The sequence below is a fragment of the Bacillus sp. FSL K6-6038 genome (assembly GCF_038050455.1).
GTDB lineage: Bacteria > Bacillota > Bacilli > Bacillales > Bacillaceae_G > Bacillus_A > Bacillus_A pseudomycoides.
On sequence record NZ_JBBOUH010000001.1, the window covers coordinates 3,502,664 to 3,518,541 of the forward strand.

The following is a 15,878-nucleotide window of genomic DNA, read 5'->3' on the forward strand; positions in this document are numbered from 1 at the left end:
AGTTCCACGTTTATTGAATCCCTCATTCGTATGAAGATGAAATAGTACAAAAGACTTATCGTGCTTATGGTAAAAAATATTACACTGTTTATGTCCCCAAAAACAGTCCACATTTATTCAGAATATGTGTAATAAAATGATGGTAACCGTTCTATTAAACTATTTGTTGAAATTCATGTTAACAGGAGGAAATAAAATGTATGAAAACAATCGAAAAAGAAAATGGAACGGGTCTTCCAAAGCGATCCCGCTTTCTCTTTTAGATGTAAAAAATGAACTAAAGAAAAAAAGCAAAAGTAGTACCGCTTCCTTTAAAAAGGCTGCATTGACAATAGAAGAGAAAATGCTTATTTATAACATTACAGAACAAACAAAACAACTGAACAAAAATAACGTGACGAGAACACGTGCTTATTATCAGTTTTACCTTCAGCATCCTGAAATACACTGGGCTCTACTTGGACATATGGTATCACGTAATGGCGGTTGGAATATGACAGATTTAAAAGGGGATTTATATACAAGATTGTTATCAGAAAAAGACCAACTTACCTACTACTCTTTTTTAGAACGGGGAAACTGGTTAATCTTCCAAGATGTGTATCCACAATTTTTACTATATGAACAAAGCCTTAAAAGATCTAAAACTCTCTTTTACCTCCTACCCCATCTCAATGTCTCAACGTTTATGGAAACGATGTGGAACCATTTTTGGAAAACGGGCAATCACTATACATTAGCTATAGCAACGATTATTAATGAACAAAGCTATTTAGAAAAAAGAGTCATTCAAAATGATCACTTTAAAAAGACCGTACTAAATAGTATTGGATTTAAGCTCTTTGACTTCTTCCGTTTTAATCATATCCTTTTTCCATACTATGAAGATGAGACCAAACAAAAAACATTGTTATTTGGTGATACAATGAAACACTTTACCTCCTTACATGAACGAATTCTACTAGGCAAACGATTATACTCTTTATTGTTTCGCAACGAACATACGTTATCCAAAGTAATAAATTGGGCTCACGATCATTCGCATACTGCTTCACGGAAAGACTACTGGCCTCATTTGTTTTCTGATGTAAATGAGTCATTTTCTCGTGAATTTTATAAACGTAGAATAAAAAAATGTCACCTCAGAAAAGATGCAAATCGTTTATACAGCCCTCAATTAATATACGCATGGAAAGATTTGAAACATGAAGAGGCAGAAAAAGGAGACTGGTTTGAAGACTGGCGTATCGTAGACTATTTCATTGATAAAGGAGAAAATACAAATGGGAAGATTGAGGATGACTATTGTAAAACGATGGAAAAAATTGAACTTGCAATTCTTACGAAAAAAAATATCCTTCTCAGAGAAGAAGAAACAGAAGAGTAATCACCTAGCATTTATAGTCGCCATCATTTTCTCCTGTTTCATTGGAACATATTTAGACTATCTATTTGTTAGTAAACAAATGTATGCTTTTCCAGTCAGACCATTTCCAAATATGTTTTCGGTCAATATCGCTTTTACATTATTTATATTGCCAACCTTTACTGCTTTCTTTTTACATATTGCCAAAGCTTTATCTACATTCTCAAGAATTCTATTTATTATGCTAATCGGCATTTGTGCAAGTATATCCGAACAATTTGCTGAAAGCTTAGGATTGTTTACTCACAATGAAAACTGGCATCATTATTATTCTTTCTTTGGATATATGATTTTCATGTTTTTTATGTGGAAGATTTATCGGTGGCTACAATACTAAGTAGTAGTAGTTGTAGATTAATAAAAACAAAGTTACTATATAAAGAAAAAGCAAATTAGAAACCAACTTCTAATTTGCTTTAAAGGTTCCTCATTAAGTCCCATATATTCCTAGATTCTATGTCTGATAACTTAATAATTTTTTCAATAATACATTGCTCATTACTCTGTAGGCTCATAGATGCAACGGAGCGCAACATTTTATGATCACCAATACAAACTCCCTCTTTCGCATGCAAAAACATTGGTACATCATTTGCATCGTTACCGAAAGCGATGAATGATCCTTCTTCTACTCCTAACTTTTGTAATCCTTTCCATTTATCAATCCCTAATGGACTTATATCAATTATGTCCTCTTGATGATGTGCATACATTTGCACAGGTAGTTCATTTAACACTTCCACTAATTTTTCTTCATTCCCATCAGGGAACAACACAACTTTCACCATTTCATCGATGCAATCAATCGATACATTAGTAGCTAATTTATCAGGATCTATGTTGCGATAAATTGGATGATTTTCACTTCCAGTATAAGCATAATCCCATTGACTATCGATCAAATAAGCAAGGTGATGCTCCTCTATTAATGAACGAATAGACTTCATTGTTGATTTATCAAATGGTGTAACCTCAATGACTTTTCCTTCTTTTACAACAAATGCCCCATTTCCACCAATCATTGAATAGTGATGCATATGCCTTGGTATTACAGGTAATAAATCTCTTATTGGTCTAGCAGATGCAAATATGATTTCATGTCCTCTAGCATGACAAGTATCTAATGCTTGAATTATACCTTCCGTTAATGGGTTTCCTTTAAAACAAATTGTACCATCAATATCAAAAATAAATTTCATATACATCACTCCTTTCTTTTTAATGTAAAAAAATTCTTTTATAATGAACAGGACAGATGTCCGAAAAAGGAGGAAAATCATGAAAAAAATTGAAGACGACTTGCTACTATCAACTTACTTAGCAAATGAACATATACAGAAACTTTTTACACATCTTCATCACCCATTTCAAATTCGACGATATGATGTAAAAGAGATTGTGTTACACGAAGGAGAAGCTATTGACGGTCTATACATTCAAATATCTGGACGTACAAAAATTACGACGAGTGTAATTACAGGAAAAGCATTATTACTTCGATTTTGTTCTGCCGTTTCCATTATGGGTGATATTGAACTCATTCAAAATATAAATATACAATCGCATGTAAGCGCTGAAGAAAAAACCGATTTTATTTTTATCAATAAACACTATGTTAATAATGTACTTTTACATGACATTGCTTTTTCACAAGAACTTTTACACCATGTGACTTACAAACTACAAACATGTACGACTGCCTCACGTATTAATTTGTTAGCTTCAGTGGAAACACGATTTGCAAGTTACTTATGCACAATACGAAATACCTCTAAACTATTCGGGAGAGAAATCCGTACAACAGATCATCACGAGATCGCTTCACTTATCGGTACTACAACTCGACATCTAAATCGCATTATCGAAAAATTAAGTATAACGAATGTCATTCGCAAAGAAAACAAACAAATTATCGTAAAAGATTGGGAATCTATTGAACGTATTTCTAATGGTTTAAGATACGAATAATATCGTTATACTAAATATTGTTGCATTCCAAAAAGGAGCAACTCATTCCAATTGCTCCTTCTCTTTATGATTTGTCTTTGTAATGGGTTTTAGACCGTCCCTTTAAAAATCTGTTAAACTACCTCTCCCATTACTAACATAGAATGGTTTTGAAGGCTTTTGGAACGCAGACTATACGCGACTACTTTCCTCTTGTACTGTTTGACTACATCAACATGATCGTTGTAACTATAAACCCAAAACCTAACATCGTTTTTTCCTCTCTTCGTATCAATGATCAATGGAGTCTCACTGCCCTCTGGTGGAAAATAATATTTCTCTAAAAATATTGCTTCGTTAAAGTAATCAATAATTTGAAGTTTATCTTCATCTGCCAATCGGTTTCCGTCAATTGTTACAGTAACAGCCTCACCATTAAGTTGTGGATGCAATTCAAATCTACTGACAAAAGACTCCACAACAGAGGTTGGAAGACTGGACACTACTATTTTAAGACCACCGAAAAGAACTAACATAACTATAAACCAGGTCGTCATATTTTATCATCTCCACTACATTCTAAATTCTTATTATTACATGATTCCTATTATCGTCGAATACTATTTAGAGTCTCTACAAATCTTTTAATCCCTACATGAATAAGATCTGTGTTTGCTCTTCCAAAAGTAAAACGTACATATTCTTTTTTCGAACCTAATACACTCCCTGGAACAAAAGCTACACCATTTTGTATCGCTCTTCCTAATAAATGATATTCATCAATTGAACCCTGCACTTGACACCACAAATGGATACCGCCTTCTGGAACATGAAATTCAACCTGATTCCCTAAAAGTTCCCCAAGACTTGTGATTAATTGATCCCTTCTCTGTTTCAGTTGTTTACGAAGCATAAAAATATGCGCATGAAATTTTTCTGATTCTAAGAATTGATTCGCTATCCATTGAGGAAAGACACTATGTCCAAAATCTACTTGCTGCTTTGCATCTGCTAAACGCTCAATGACCTGAGGTGGACCAATCACCCACCCAATTCGCAATCCAGATGCTACGATTTTCGATAATGAACTAATATATAGAACATTTCCATTCGTATCCATAGACTTTAAGGTTGGATTTACTTCTCCATTGAAAGAAGTTAAGCTATAAGGATCATCTTCCACAATTGGTATACCAAATTCAGATGACAATCCCAAAATCTTTTTGCGACGAGACAATGAAAGGACCGTTCCGGTTGGATTTTGATAATCCGGATTTAGAAATACCATGCGAATTCGGTGCTTTCTGTGTAAATCTATCAAATCATCCGGATTCATGCCATGTTGATCCACAGGTAAATGGTATATTTTTAACCCGGCAGATTTAAACATCGGAAGCGAAAAACAATACGATGGATTCTCAATAGCAATGGCATCTCCTGGCTTAAGCAAGCACTGCACAATAAGATTAAGTGCCTGCTGCGCCCCTGATGTAATTAAAATAGAGCGTGGATCAACATCGATATTCTTATATTTATCTACATGTGAAGAAATCGTTTCCCTTAACTTTTCATTTCCTTGTGGATGATCATATCCTAGATTCTCCATAAATATTTGTTCTGAGAGAATCCTGCGAAACTGGTCAGCAGGAAACAAATCCCGTGACAACTCACCACTTGCTAAATTAATCAAATCATCCTTCTGAGTTTCTGTTCGAATTTGTTGAACTAGCGGTAGATTCGGGAGGAATGAACCATCTTCTACATATCTCCCCCAGTTTGGCGTACGTTTACGCGATATCCCCCATATATCTGTGTTTACACGCGTTCCACTTCCTTTTATTCTCTCTACTACCCCAAGTGATTTCAGTTCCTCATATGCCGCTACTACCGTACTGCGGTTCACTTGCAACTCTTTTGCTAAAGTACGTTCCGAAGGTAACATACTATCTGAAGAAAATTCTCCTGAAGAAATCCCCTGTTCTATATAGTCAGCAATTTGTTTGTAGACTGGCGTTTTATCTGCACGATTGGGTCTCCATTCCATCTAATTCCCTCCCCCTTATCAGCAGACTTTTTATTGATTAAAATAAAATTAAGGTGTTAACCTCTGTTTGTTATATACTAAGTATTTCGCTGTTTGAATTTAGCATAGTTTGCCCTATTCATTCCCAACTATGAAGATATTCACTCATTCTACAATGTGAATAGTAGTAACTAAATAGATATACGAATTGAATTCCCACTCCTATTGTACATTCACATATTTGAGGAATGGAGCTTCTTTACATTAAAAGGTGATGTCTCTATATCCTTATAAAAAAGAATAGTGTTAAAAAATAAACATTCCATTTCATTTAGGCCACCTACTTATCTAAAGTACATAGACTACAAGACAGCAACCGCATACCACGTAACTCCTATAAGAAGACTTAATAAAAGGACGATATAAATAACAGACAAGTTCGTCACATTCTGCTTCGTAGACTGACCGTAATTTCCCTCCGTGTTTCTTGCAACTAACATCGTTCCCAAAAGTGATACAATTACAATAATAATAACTAATGAAATTGCAAATTTCATTGGCTTTCTCCTCTCTAAAACCAGTCTATTTGAACAGAAAATCTAATCGTTCGACTTAAAAACTTTATACTTTTTGGATGAGAGCATAATCAAGATACTTAAAGCATACTACCCTTCTCTTTTATAATAAGGGATATTTATTTCAAAAGGACCATCCACTTTCACAACTTTTTACTCATCCACTTTACGAGTGAAAAATAGTGTTTCTAAGTTATTGCTACCACTAAAAAAATAAAAAGAACAATACAAAAAAGCAAACAACCTACTGAGTCTTTCTCATCGGTTGTTTGCTTTTTATTAGCACTATGAAACATTCGGTTGTCTTGATACCTCATCAAAAATTCTTCGTATTATTGTCCAATTAGAAAAACGTTAACCAAACAAAGTAAATTATCGGTTAGCCACTTCATTTTCTGTTTGAACCTCTACTGGAACACGCTTACCTATTCCAAAAGCATAAAAGCTAATGACAACGATAGCCAGGAAAATAACGCCTACAATAAGTGAGATTCGTGTGTCTTCGTTGAACCACATACCGATTAGTACCATGATTAAAAAGGCAATCGTTACATAGTTTGTAACAGGCGCAAATGGCATTTTGAACGGATGATTGTCCATTTCAGCTCCTTTTGCTTTTCTGAATCGAATTTGACTAATCAGAATGACAAACCACGGAATCATACCAGGAAGTACACTTGCACTGTATACATACACGAATAAGTTTTTTGGTGCAATATAACTTAAAATAACGCCAATCGCTAAGCCAATTAACACGCCAATCGTACCAAATAAAGGCACACCATTACGGGAGACTTTTGCAAAGTATTTTGGTGCTTGTCCATTCATTCCTAGTGTATAAAGCATACGTCCTGCACTGTAAATACCACTGTTACAGCCAGACATTGCAGCTGTGATTACGACAAAGTTAATCAGCCCAGCAGCTGCTGTAATCCCAACTTTCGCAAAAGTTGCCACAAACGGGCTACCAATTGAGCTTAGTTGATCCCAAGGGTAAACAGTTACAATAACAAAAATTGCCCCAATATAGAAAATTAAAATACGCCAAATCGTACTTTGAATCGCTTTAGTTAACGTTTTTCTCGGATCTTTTGCTTCGCCAGCTGTAATCCCAATTAATTCGACACCTTGATAAGCCCCAACAACTAGTGATAGAGCAAAGAAGAACCCTGACCAGCCACCTGTAAAGAAGCCGCCATTTTCCCAAAGATTAGATAAACCGATTGCATTCCCTCCGTTACCAAATCCGAAGAAAATAAGTCCAACCCCCGCAATAATCATTAACACAATGGTAACGATTTTAATCATCGCAAACCAAAATTCAAATTCACCAAATGATTTAACAGAAATTAAATTCGCCGCACCAAGAATCACCATTGTGATGATACCTGGCACCCAAGCAGGCAGATCCGGGAACCAGTACTGCATGTATGCCCCAACCGCTATAATTTCTGACATTCCAACAATCACCCACTGGAACCAGTTACTCCATGCCGTCATATACCCTGCTAATGGGTGTATATACTTATGGCCAAATGTCGCAAATGAACCTGTACCTGGCTCTACATACAACATTTCTCCCATCGCACGCATAATGAAAAATATAAAAATTCCTGCGATTGCATAAGCAAGCATTACCGACGGACCTGTCCATTTAATCGTACTTGCTGAACCCATAAATAAACCAACACCAATTGTACCGCCTAAAGCAATCATTTGAATATGACGCGCTTCTAAACCCCTCTTTAGTTCTTTGTTTTCCACTTCATTTCCCCCTCTTGCGCTATTAAATCCCAAGCTGAACACTATACTACAATTTCTATTAGGTATCAAAATGATGAAGCAAGCGTCACTTTTTTCTCTCTTTTAAAAGCTGCCCTAAAATCATTTTCCATTTCCCATTAACCATTCGCAATAGTCGGAAAATTCACCCTATCTTCCCTTCGTCATAAAATTACAAAATTACAAAATTACTTATTTTATAATAATTTATCTGTCTGAAAAATACAATTATTTTTTCAGAAAATTATTATATATAAATTAATTAGAAAATAATAACTAGATTAGAAATAAACACCATTACCCGATTATTATAAAAACACTTCATCACCGTAGCAAATCTAGGTGAGTAGTTACCCATAATCGAGCTTAAGAGTAAATAGCGAACTCTAATTTCTATCTTGTAGCATAATCAGCATGAAATGAAACCTTATAAAAAAGTGTTTCGCCTTTTAATCGTAGAGTTACAAGGAAAACATAATAGAGTGAAACTTTAATCGTTGAGAGTTTTCTCCCTCATGAATCAGGCTTTTACGAGCAGTTGATTCCTAATTTAACTTCTTTGTCGTAAGAAGTGAGTCTTACTGTCCGTAAATAGCGTGATTAAAAATGTATTGACAAAATAGCATGTATTTTTTTATAATCCGTTATAATAACTTAAACAACTGTAATTTGCCATGATTTTATTTGCGATGAAGAGGAAAGTAGATGGTTAGGAGTGTATCAGAGAGCTCCCCCAAGGCTGAAAGGATGGTAACGATTGAATCATTGAAGGTGGCCTCGGAGCTTTACTTGTGAAATAGATATTTAATGTCTAAATTAGTAAGTAACAGTTGGTCCCGTTAGTATAATTTAAAAAACGAAATCCCTTCTTAAGATAAGGAATTTCATTTTTTTATAAACAGTTTAACTTTTTTCAAAACAGTGTGACTTCCTTACAAACGTCGCGACTTTGTTTTAAAGATCATGACTTTATTTTAAATCCACAAAAGGCTAATAACATATCATTTCCAAGTACTGTGTTATGAAAAAATTAGCAGCAGGTGGTTATATAATTAACAAGAGGCTTTCGAAACAGCTCCTTTCTATTATTTTACTTCTATTGTATAATTCCCTGTTCCACTGCCATATTTATATACACTTAAATAATATTTCCCCAGATTCGCATAATAGCTTCCCAGCAATTTATTTCCTTCGTACTTTGTTGCATAAGTAACATAGTTATTCAAATCTGACTCTTGATATAATACCCAATTCAATCCAAGATTTTGCTCATTCGTAACGGTAATCTGTAAATCCTTCGCTTCCCTTATATCAATTACAAAGCGATCAACTTGATCTTGATTATTTAGGCTACCTCGTAATAACGTGTTCAGAGATAGAGGGTTAGCTGTATCGAATGAATTATTTGGTTCTTTTTCTACACTAGTATCCTCCTCAGTATTCACTCCGTTAAACACAATATCATATTCAAATTGCCCAGCTGCATTGACACGGTAATTTACGAAATAAGCAGTTAATGTTTTATATCCGCTCCACTCTTTTTGCGAAAGATGTTTAAGCATCTCATTCGTTGCTTGATTCATCGCTTTCCAGTCTTCATTTTCTCCTTTTGACGTACTTCCTGTATATGTTCCTTGTAGTGTAAATGTATTAAAGAATTGTGATTTATTCTTTGTTACCTTCACATTTTTTAACTTTGCTTCATTTGTGATATCCGCTGCAACATTCGAAAGCGCTTTCAGTTTATGCCTTGCTAAATAATCATCTGATACTTGCGGAATTGTATACTTATCACGATTATTAATAAGCATTTGCATATAAGATTGGTAATCTTCATTTAATTTATTGTCTTTACTTAATGCAGAGCGATACACATCGTAACCTGGGACATCATTTGCACGAATTAAATCATGTACTTTATCGAACATATCAGGGCGGTTATTATACATATAAGATTGCAATGCAAACGAATAGTTATAAAAATCCCACGCTCCATATTTTGCATTTAATGTTTGCTCAGCTGTGTATCGCTTAGCTGGATCATTGGATAATCCACCAATTATACTTTTTCGCGGTACAACACTATCTACTCGAGTTGAACCTGCAAAGAATTCCGCATTTCCTTCTTCAAACCAAGTCAAGCGTTCATTTTGATATAGTTCTCCTTGTCCCCATAACCCGGGCACTTCATATCTTCCTTGCAAATAGTGTGTAAATTCATGACGGAACAATTCTTCTAAACTATAAATACTCTGCTGCGGTGTACGTTCATATGTAAAGAAAGTTCCGATTCCTTCAATGTAAATTCCACCATTATTTGTTTCATAGCCGTACAATTGACGATTAAATTGATATTCATCCGGACTATTGTAAATCACCATTGTTAACACATCATCAGCATGTCCACTTTCAAGTGGCTTATTACTACCAACTGTACGATAAAATTGTGCTTTCACTTCTTTTGCTGCCCAATACAAACGTTTAATTTTCTCTTCAGTAACCTTATCTCCCGCTTTAAAGACAATTGCCCCGTCATCAAATGTATACGTTTTCGGCAAATATTTTTGCTTGCCATCTTCTCTAATTTTATCTAAATTTATTGTCTTTCCGTTTGCATCTACTCCGCCATAATTTGTAGTGATTTGTTCTGCCGCAACAAAATATTGTTGTCCTAAATATGGATAAATACGCATCGCTTCTGTAACAACTTGCTGTCCTTTTGTTGGTGTACTATGAAACTTGCCAAATCGGCTAGCATAGTAAATGCCATTATTAATTAACCATCCATTTTTATCCGTTACCGTACCAATTAGTGCAAAACGACTTACTTCATTAATAAAGCTATCGATGTTCTTATACCACATCGTATCTTTTGGTTCTTTGTCCGTAGTATACATATACGACTGAACATCATAATCAATTTCTTTCATCAAGTTATATATAGCATCACCTTTTGTCCGATCTTCAATAAACGTAGAAAAATTATCATTATATTGTTTAAGAATTCCAGCAGCATATTGAATTATTTCAACATCAGCCGACGCGCCTCCAATTAACATTCCATACGACGAAATTACTTTATTTTGTTCTGATGTACCAAGTTTAAAATTCGGGTTCTTCGCAATTGTTTTTAACGCTGGTAAACATTTGTCATGATAGCTACGCTCACTTAGTTTACTTAATTCTTGATGATAAAAGCCTAAATAAAAACCCGAGCGTATAACTTCTACTAATGTCTCAACTCCTTTTGAATCATCTTTCGTATACGTTTGACCTTGTTCTGCTAGTTTATCAATGAGTGCTTGCATACGGCTATTATCTTGATAGAATTTCAAACTATCATTATTAAACTGAAATAATTCCGGAATTTGATTCCATTTAATTGTCACAAGAAGATCGGCTAATTGTTTGTTGCTTAATTGATTCAATTCAGCCATCGAATATTTTCTTTCTTCAACTAGCTGTTTAGTATTCTCTTTTGGCATTGGTGGACGCTGCGATAGGTCTGCTAACTTTAACCGTTTTGTAAATGAAGTACTTTCTTGTATGTTCGAAGAGTGTGCCAACTCATCAGGAGATTGCCTTAACCCTATCGGCTCCATTTGTAATGTATTCTTCGTATATTTCTCTTTTGTCTCTGCTTGAACTTGCAATCCATTACATGATATAGTAACAAGTCCAACGCCCAGCATCAATTTATAAAATTTCGAGTATTTCACCATGCTGTTGCCTCCTTTTTAATAGATCGAAAATTCAGACTTTTTAAAAATGAATTGTTCAATCTGTCTTTATTAAACAGCCCCCCCTATTGATACTAGTAAAATTAGTGATATAATGGTAAGTCACTTTTTTACTACTAATGATACATCATACTTATTGCTTGAATTTACTTCCCCCTTCCTTTCATGTAATATAAGCAAAAACTGTGCCAATATTATATCTTATGAATAGGCAACTATTCTTTATTAATACTGTATAATAAAATATACATAAACAATGTAGTAATGTATATTTTATTTGACATAAAACTCCCCTGTCAAAAAAGAAAAAAGCCCGCTACTGACAAATCACATAAGAACAGGGTTCTTTGAATTAGTTGCACACTTTTTTTACTTTTTTGGCGAGTTATTTCATAAAACGAATAATATATTTGCGCATCCTTTTTCACTAATCATTCCGCTTTTTCATACAAATCAATTGTATTTTTATATAAAAAATCATATTTATCTTGTAATGGTTCATCGTTTTAATGAAACGAGAAGTGTGCTGTCAGTTTTATTGACAGCACACTTTTCATTTTCTTAGAAATTGTAATAACATGTTCATCTTCTGTTCATAAACATCTCTTATTCTATAAAAGTGAAAGAAGGAACACTTATGCTTATTACATTTTTCACTTTGTTGGATTTTCCAATTTCTTATATCATTTGTGATCATCATTTTATATAAAGTGAAACTTCCATCAGTGGAAGTTTTTCTTTCCCCCCTACTGCTCAGGCACATGCCAGCAGTCAACTCCCTCCTATCTTCTGTGTTTTCTCAAAATCTTGATACGGGAGGTCTTACTTTCAAAAAATAGAACGATAAATTAGAGGTGAAAAAATATGCGCTCATTATATGCTAGATTTGTTATCATATCAGTTTTTATTATGCTGGTTAGTAGTATATTGGCATTTTTACTTACAAATGTATATTATCATGTTTATTTAAAACCATATAACAGCGAGAAAATTTTAAAATATGCACAAGAAGTAAAATATTTATATGAGAAAAATACAGAACAAAATAAAGATGGTTATTTACAGTCTATTTCTAACCTTGGCTTTGAAATTTACGTAGTAGACGATAAAAAACAAGGCAAGCAGTACGATGATAATTTCAAGAAAATGAATATTAGTAAAGAGACAATTGAACATGTATTAAAAGGAAATATATACAATGGAATTGCAACGTATCCTAATCGTTTATTTGCTACTGGCTTTTTTGATAATACACTTTTGAATAGTATTGGGATCCCTATCGAAAACAATGGTAAGGGTTATGCACTATTTATTCGTCCGGATATTCAACAGCAATTTGGAGAATTACGTATTTTCTATGCTGTTTTATTAGGATTAATTATCATAATCAGTCTAATTTGTATCGCGATAGCTACCCGCTTTGTCGTTCGTCCTATTCAAAGATTTACACATGCGACAAAAGAGGTTGCATGTGGTAACTATGATTTAGCACTACCAGAAAATCGCCGAGATGAGATTGGAACGCTTGCAACTAGCTTTCGTAAAATGGCCAAAAGATTACGAAATTCAGAGCAGATGCGACAAGAATTTGTTTCGAATGTTTCACATGAATTTCAGTCACCATTATCATCTATTCAAGGATTTTCAAAAACATTACAAACTAATGATTTAACGAAATCTGAGCAGACACATTACCTAGAAATCATCGAATCAGAAAGTCGACGCATGTCCAGTTTATGCAAACAATTATTAATACTTGCATCACTTGATAAAGAAGATCTTACTTTACGTAAGCAATCTTTTGATCTTGGGAAGCAAATAAAAGATACTATTTTTATGCTTGAATGGGAATGGAGAACGAAAGAACTTGCAGTTGAAATGGATGTTCCCAACATGCAAATTTACGGAGACGAAAACTTGCTCCATCAAGTATGGATGAATTTATTTACCAATAGTATCAAATTTACAGAAAGCGGCGGAACGATTGCATTTGAAGCAGAAGAGCTGGAAACAGAATGGCGCATTTCGATTACTGATATGGGTATTGGTATACCTGAAAATGAAATAAAAAAAATATTTGATCGATTTCATAAAGTCGATACTGCCCGAAACAGAAATGTAAATGGAAGTGGATTAGGTCTTTCTATTGTAAAAAAAGTCATTGACCTTCATAGCGGAGCAATAACAGTGGATAGTGAACTTGGAAAAGGAACGATTTTTTCTATTTACCTTCCGAAACAACAAGAAGGGACTATTCATATGCAAAATAAAAAATAACCTGCATTCACTAATGCCTACTGAAAAAATACCTACTTTGAACAAAAAACAAAATTTTTATTAATATACAGCGATCAAAAAGAAGATAACTTCCTTTATACAATAGGGAGTTATCTTCTTTTTCTGCAACATATTTATATATAAACTGTATACCCGTCTTTTGTAACCTTTTGTTCATATTCCGTTCATATTTCCTCTTTATGATAAGAACATAGAATGAAACAAGGAGGAATGAACCTAATGTTTTTAGCACTTAAAGAATTAAAACAATCGAAATTACGGTACGGATTAATCGGCACAATCATGATGTTATTATCATTTCTTGTACTTATTATATCAGGTCTAGCAAATGGTTTATCTCATGCTAATGCCTCTTCTATTATCGAAATGAAAGCAGACAAGTTTATATTATCAAATGATGCAGAGGGTAAATTATTACGCTCCCAAATTAAGAAAGAGGATGTAGATAAAGTATTGGCACAGGTTGATGCAAAAGATGCGGTTCCAATGCATATTAAGGTCGCAACATTTGAAAAAGAAGGCAGTTCAAATAAAGTTGATGTTGCTATTTTTTCAAGTAAACAAGATTCATTCATTGCCCCAAAAGTTGTTGAAGGAAAAAACGGTACTTTAGAAAACAATGAAATCATTGCTGATGAATCCATCAAGGAAAAAGGGATAAAGCTTGGAGATGAACTAGTAGATCCTGTTTCTCAAAAGGTTTTCAAAGTTGTCGGATTTACACAAAATCAAATGTTTAGTCATGCACCTGTTGTTCATATGAATGAAAATGTATGGGACAGCATTGCACTGCCACATCAAAAAGATTACAGTGTAATCGCCCTAAATACTGATAAAAAAATCGATAATGCAACAGTTGTTGATAAAAAAGAAGTACTGCAAAGTATTCCAGGTTATAAAGAAGAACAAGGAACATTAACGATGATTATTGCGTTTTTACTTGTAATTTCAGCATTATTAATTGGCGTTTTCTTCTATGTCATTACATTACAAAAAACACATCAACTAGGTGTATTAAAAGCAATCGGAACAAAAAACTCATATTTAGCAAATAGTTTAGTTGTACAGTCTATATTCTTATCTGGTGTTGCTCTTATAATCGGCATTGGCTTAATCTTTGCAGTACAGGCTGTTTTACCAGCTAGTATGCCGTTCTTATTAACAACAACAACAATCTTGCAATATGCAGGTATCTTTATCTTAATTAGTATATTCGGTACACTAATTTCTCTATATCAAGTATTAAAAGTAGATGCATTAGAAGCAATCGGAGGTGGCATGTAATGGTAACAGAATTAAAATGGGATACCCCATCGTCATTATTAAAGTTGGATCAAGTAAGTAAAGTATATGGAGAAGGAGATACAGAAGTAACAGCTTTGCACCCAATTACGTTAGATATAAAAGAAGGCGAATTTATCGGCATTGTTGGTCCGTCTGGTTCTGGGAAAAGTACATTGCTTTCCATCGCAGGTGCACTTTTATCCCCTTCTAAAGGAAATATTTATATTTCTGGTCAAAATATAACAAGCTTATCAGAAAAAGAGATGACCGATATTCGTTTAAGAAAAATCGGATTTATATTTCAATTTGCAAACCTCGTACCTTTCTTAACAGTGAAAGAACAACTCTTATATATCGCTAAGTTAAAGGGAGAAGATAAAAAAGAAGCTGGTAAACTTGCAGAACAATTACTGAAAACTTTTGGATTATCACATCGAATGAATCATTATCCAAATCAACTTTCAGGTGGTGAAAAACAACGTGTAGCCATTGCTCGTGCATTTATGAATAATCCAGACTTAATTTTAGCTGATGAACCTACTGCTAGTCTTGACTCAAAACGTGCTAGAGAAGTAGTTGAACGAATGAAACATGAAGTTAAGAAAAATAAAAAAGCAGCAATTATGATTACACACGATGAAAAAATGCTTGATGTATGTGATCGAATTTTAATACTTCGCGATGGAAAATTACTACGAGAAAACGAAGTATAAGAACACCTGTACAATAGCGATGACCTAAAAAGACTTTCTTATCCCCTATTTAGGGGATAAGAAAGTTTTCTTTAATTAACAGCACATTTT

12 protein-coding genes are annotated in these 15,878 nt (G+C 34.0%); 6 read left to right on the top strand and 6 right to left on the bottom strand.

Annotated elements, in window-relative coordinates:
* The first annotated feature begins 175 nt into the window (after window positions 1-175).
* Both NSQ40_RS18440 and NSQ40_RS18445 read left to right on the top strand, forming a co-directional pair.
* On the top strand, window positions 176-1,387 hold the full coding sequence (locus NSQ40_RS18440; protein WP_170957105.1) for a DUF2515 domain-containing protein: 1,212 nt from the start codon (window positions 176-178) through the stop codon (window positions 1,385-1,387).
* The gene (locus NSQ40_RS18445; protein ID WP_078211822.1) at window positions 1,326-1,763 is read left to right on the top strand and encodes a CBO0543 family protein; all 438 of its coding nucleotides are present in this window, start codon (window positions 1,326-1,328) and stop codon (window positions 1,761-1,763) included. The genes NSQ40_RS18440 and NSQ40_RS18445 overlap by 62 nt, the downstream gene beginning before the upstream one ends.
* Window positions 1,764-1,842: 79 nt before the next feature.
* Here NSQ40_RS18445 and NSQ40_RS18450 read toward each other — a convergent pair whose 3' ends face one another.
* A complete protein-coding gene (locus NSQ40_RS18450) occupies window positions 1,843-2,631 on the bottom strand; it encodes an HAD-IIB family hydrolase (protein ID WP_003199369.1) in 789 nt (262 codons plus the stop codon).
* Window positions 2,632-2,704: 73 nt separating this feature from the next.
* Here NSQ40_RS18450 and NSQ40_RS18455 point away from each other — a divergent pair, with 73 nt between their 5' ends.
* Window positions 2,705-3,394 (top strand): Crp/Fnr family transcriptional regulator, encoded by a 690-nt coding sequence (locus tag NSQ40_RS18455; RefSeq protein ID WP_097787287.1) that lies wholly within the window; start codon window positions 2,705-2,707, stop codon window positions 3,392-3,394.
* Between the two features lie 113 nt (window positions 3,395-3,507).
* Here the strand turns inward: NSQ40_RS18455 and NSQ40_RS18460 are convergent, their stop codons facing one another.
* The 5 genes from NSQ40_RS18460 to NSQ40_RS18480 form a co-directional block, all read right to left on the bottom strand.
* Window positions 3,508-3,930, bottom strand: a complete 423-nt coding sequence (locus NSQ40_RS18460) for a YfmQ family protein (protein WP_018765206.1) — start codon at window positions 3,928-3,930, stop codon at window positions 3,508-3,510.
* Between the two features lie 50 nt (window positions 3,931-3,980).
* Window positions 3,981-5,417, bottom strand: a complete 1,437-nt coding sequence (gene pdxR, locus NSQ40_RS18465; RefSeq protein ID WP_097787286.1) for a MocR-like pyridoxine biosynthesis transcription factor PdxR — start codon at window positions 5,415-5,417, stop codon at window positions 3,981-3,983.
* A gap of 341 nt (window positions 5,418-5,758) precedes the next feature.
* Window positions 5,759-5,953: a hypothetical protein gene (locus NSQ40_RS18470; protein ID WP_003199361.1), complete on the bottom strand. Its 195-nt coding sequence runs from the start codon at window positions 5,951-5,953 to the stop codon at window positions 5,759-5,761.
* 390 nt (window positions 5,954-6,343) lie between these two features.
* Complete coding sequence (locus NSQ40_RS18475) at window positions 6,344-7,735, bottom strand: amino acid permease (RefSeq protein ID WP_018782218.1); 1,392 nt, start codon at window positions 7,733-7,735, stop codon at window positions 6,344-6,346.
* A 1,103-nt stretch (window positions 7,736-8,838) separates the two neighbouring features.
* Window positions 8,839-11,475 carry a collagenase ColA gene (locus tag NSQ40_RS18480; RefSeq protein WP_033798083.1) on the bottom strand — a complete coding sequence of 879 codons (2,637 nt, stop codon included), beginning with the start codon at window positions 11,473-11,475 and terminating at the stop codon, window positions 8,839-8,841.
* Window positions 11,476-12,357: 882 nt separating this feature from the next.
* Between NSQ40_RS18480 and NSQ40_RS18485 the strand changes: the two genes are divergently transcribed.
* The 3 genes from NSQ40_RS18485 (at window position 12,358) to NSQ40_RS18495 (ending at window position 15,788) form a co-directional block, all read left to right on the top strand.
* On the top strand, window positions 12,358-13,770 hold the full coding sequence (locus NSQ40_RS18485) for a sensor histidine kinase (RefSeq protein WP_018765200.1): 1,413 nt from the start codon (window positions 12,358-12,360) through the stop codon (window positions 13,768-13,770).
* Window positions 13,771-14,010: 240 nt separating this feature from the next.
* Window positions 14,011-15,075, top strand: a complete 1,065-nt coding sequence (locus NSQ40_RS18490) for an ABC transporter permease (RefSeq protein WP_018782222.1) — start codon at window positions 14,011-14,013, stop codon at window positions 15,073-15,075.
* Entirely contained in the window at window positions 15,075-15,788 is a 714-nt protein-coding gene (locus NSQ40_RS18495) for an ABC transporter ATP-binding protein (protein ID WP_003199354.1), read from the top strand. The genes NSQ40_RS18490 and NSQ40_RS18495 overlap by 1 nt, the downstream gene beginning before the upstream one ends.
* The last annotated feature ends 90 nt before the right edge of the window (window positions 15,789-15,878 follow it).

Coding starts and splice junctions, on each gene's coding strand:
- NSQ40_RS18440 (WP_170957105.1), top strand. CDS start 176: ATGTTAACAGGAGGAAATAAAATGTATGAAAACAATCGAAAAAGAAAA.
- NSQ40_RS18450 (WP_003199369.1), bottom strand. CDS start 2,631: ATGTATATGAAATTTATTTTTGATATTGATGGTACAATTTGTTTTAAA.
- NSQ40_RS18455 (WP_097787287.1), top strand. CDS start 2,705: ATGAAAAAAATTGAAGACGACTTGCTACTATCAACTTACTTAGCAAAT.
- NSQ40_RS18460 (WP_018765206.1), bottom strand. CDS start 3,930: ATGACGACCTGGTTTATAGTTATGTTAGTTCTTTTCGGTGGTCTTAAA.
- pdxR (WP_097787286.1), bottom strand. CDS start 5,417: ATGGAATGGAGACCCAATCGTGCAGATAAAACGCCAGTCTACAAACAA.
- NSQ40_RS18470 (WP_003199361.1), bottom strand. CDS start 5,953: ATGAAATTTGCAATTTCATTAGTTATTATTATTGTAATTGTATCACTT.
- NSQ40_RS18480 (WP_033798083.1), bottom strand. CDS start 11,475: ATGGTGAAATACTCGAAATTTTATAAATTGATGCTGGGCGTTGGACTT.
- NSQ40_RS18485 (WP_018765200.1), top strand. CDS start 12,358: ATGCGCTCATTATATGCTAGATTTGTTATCATATCAGTTTTTATTATG.
- NSQ40_RS18490 (WP_018782222.1), top strand. CDS start 14,011: ATGTTTTTAGCACTTAAAGAATTAAAACAATCGAAATTACGGTACGGA.
- NSQ40_RS18495 (WP_003199354.1), top strand. CDS start 15,075: ATGGTAACAGAATTAAAATGGGATACCCCATCGTCATTATTAAAGTTG.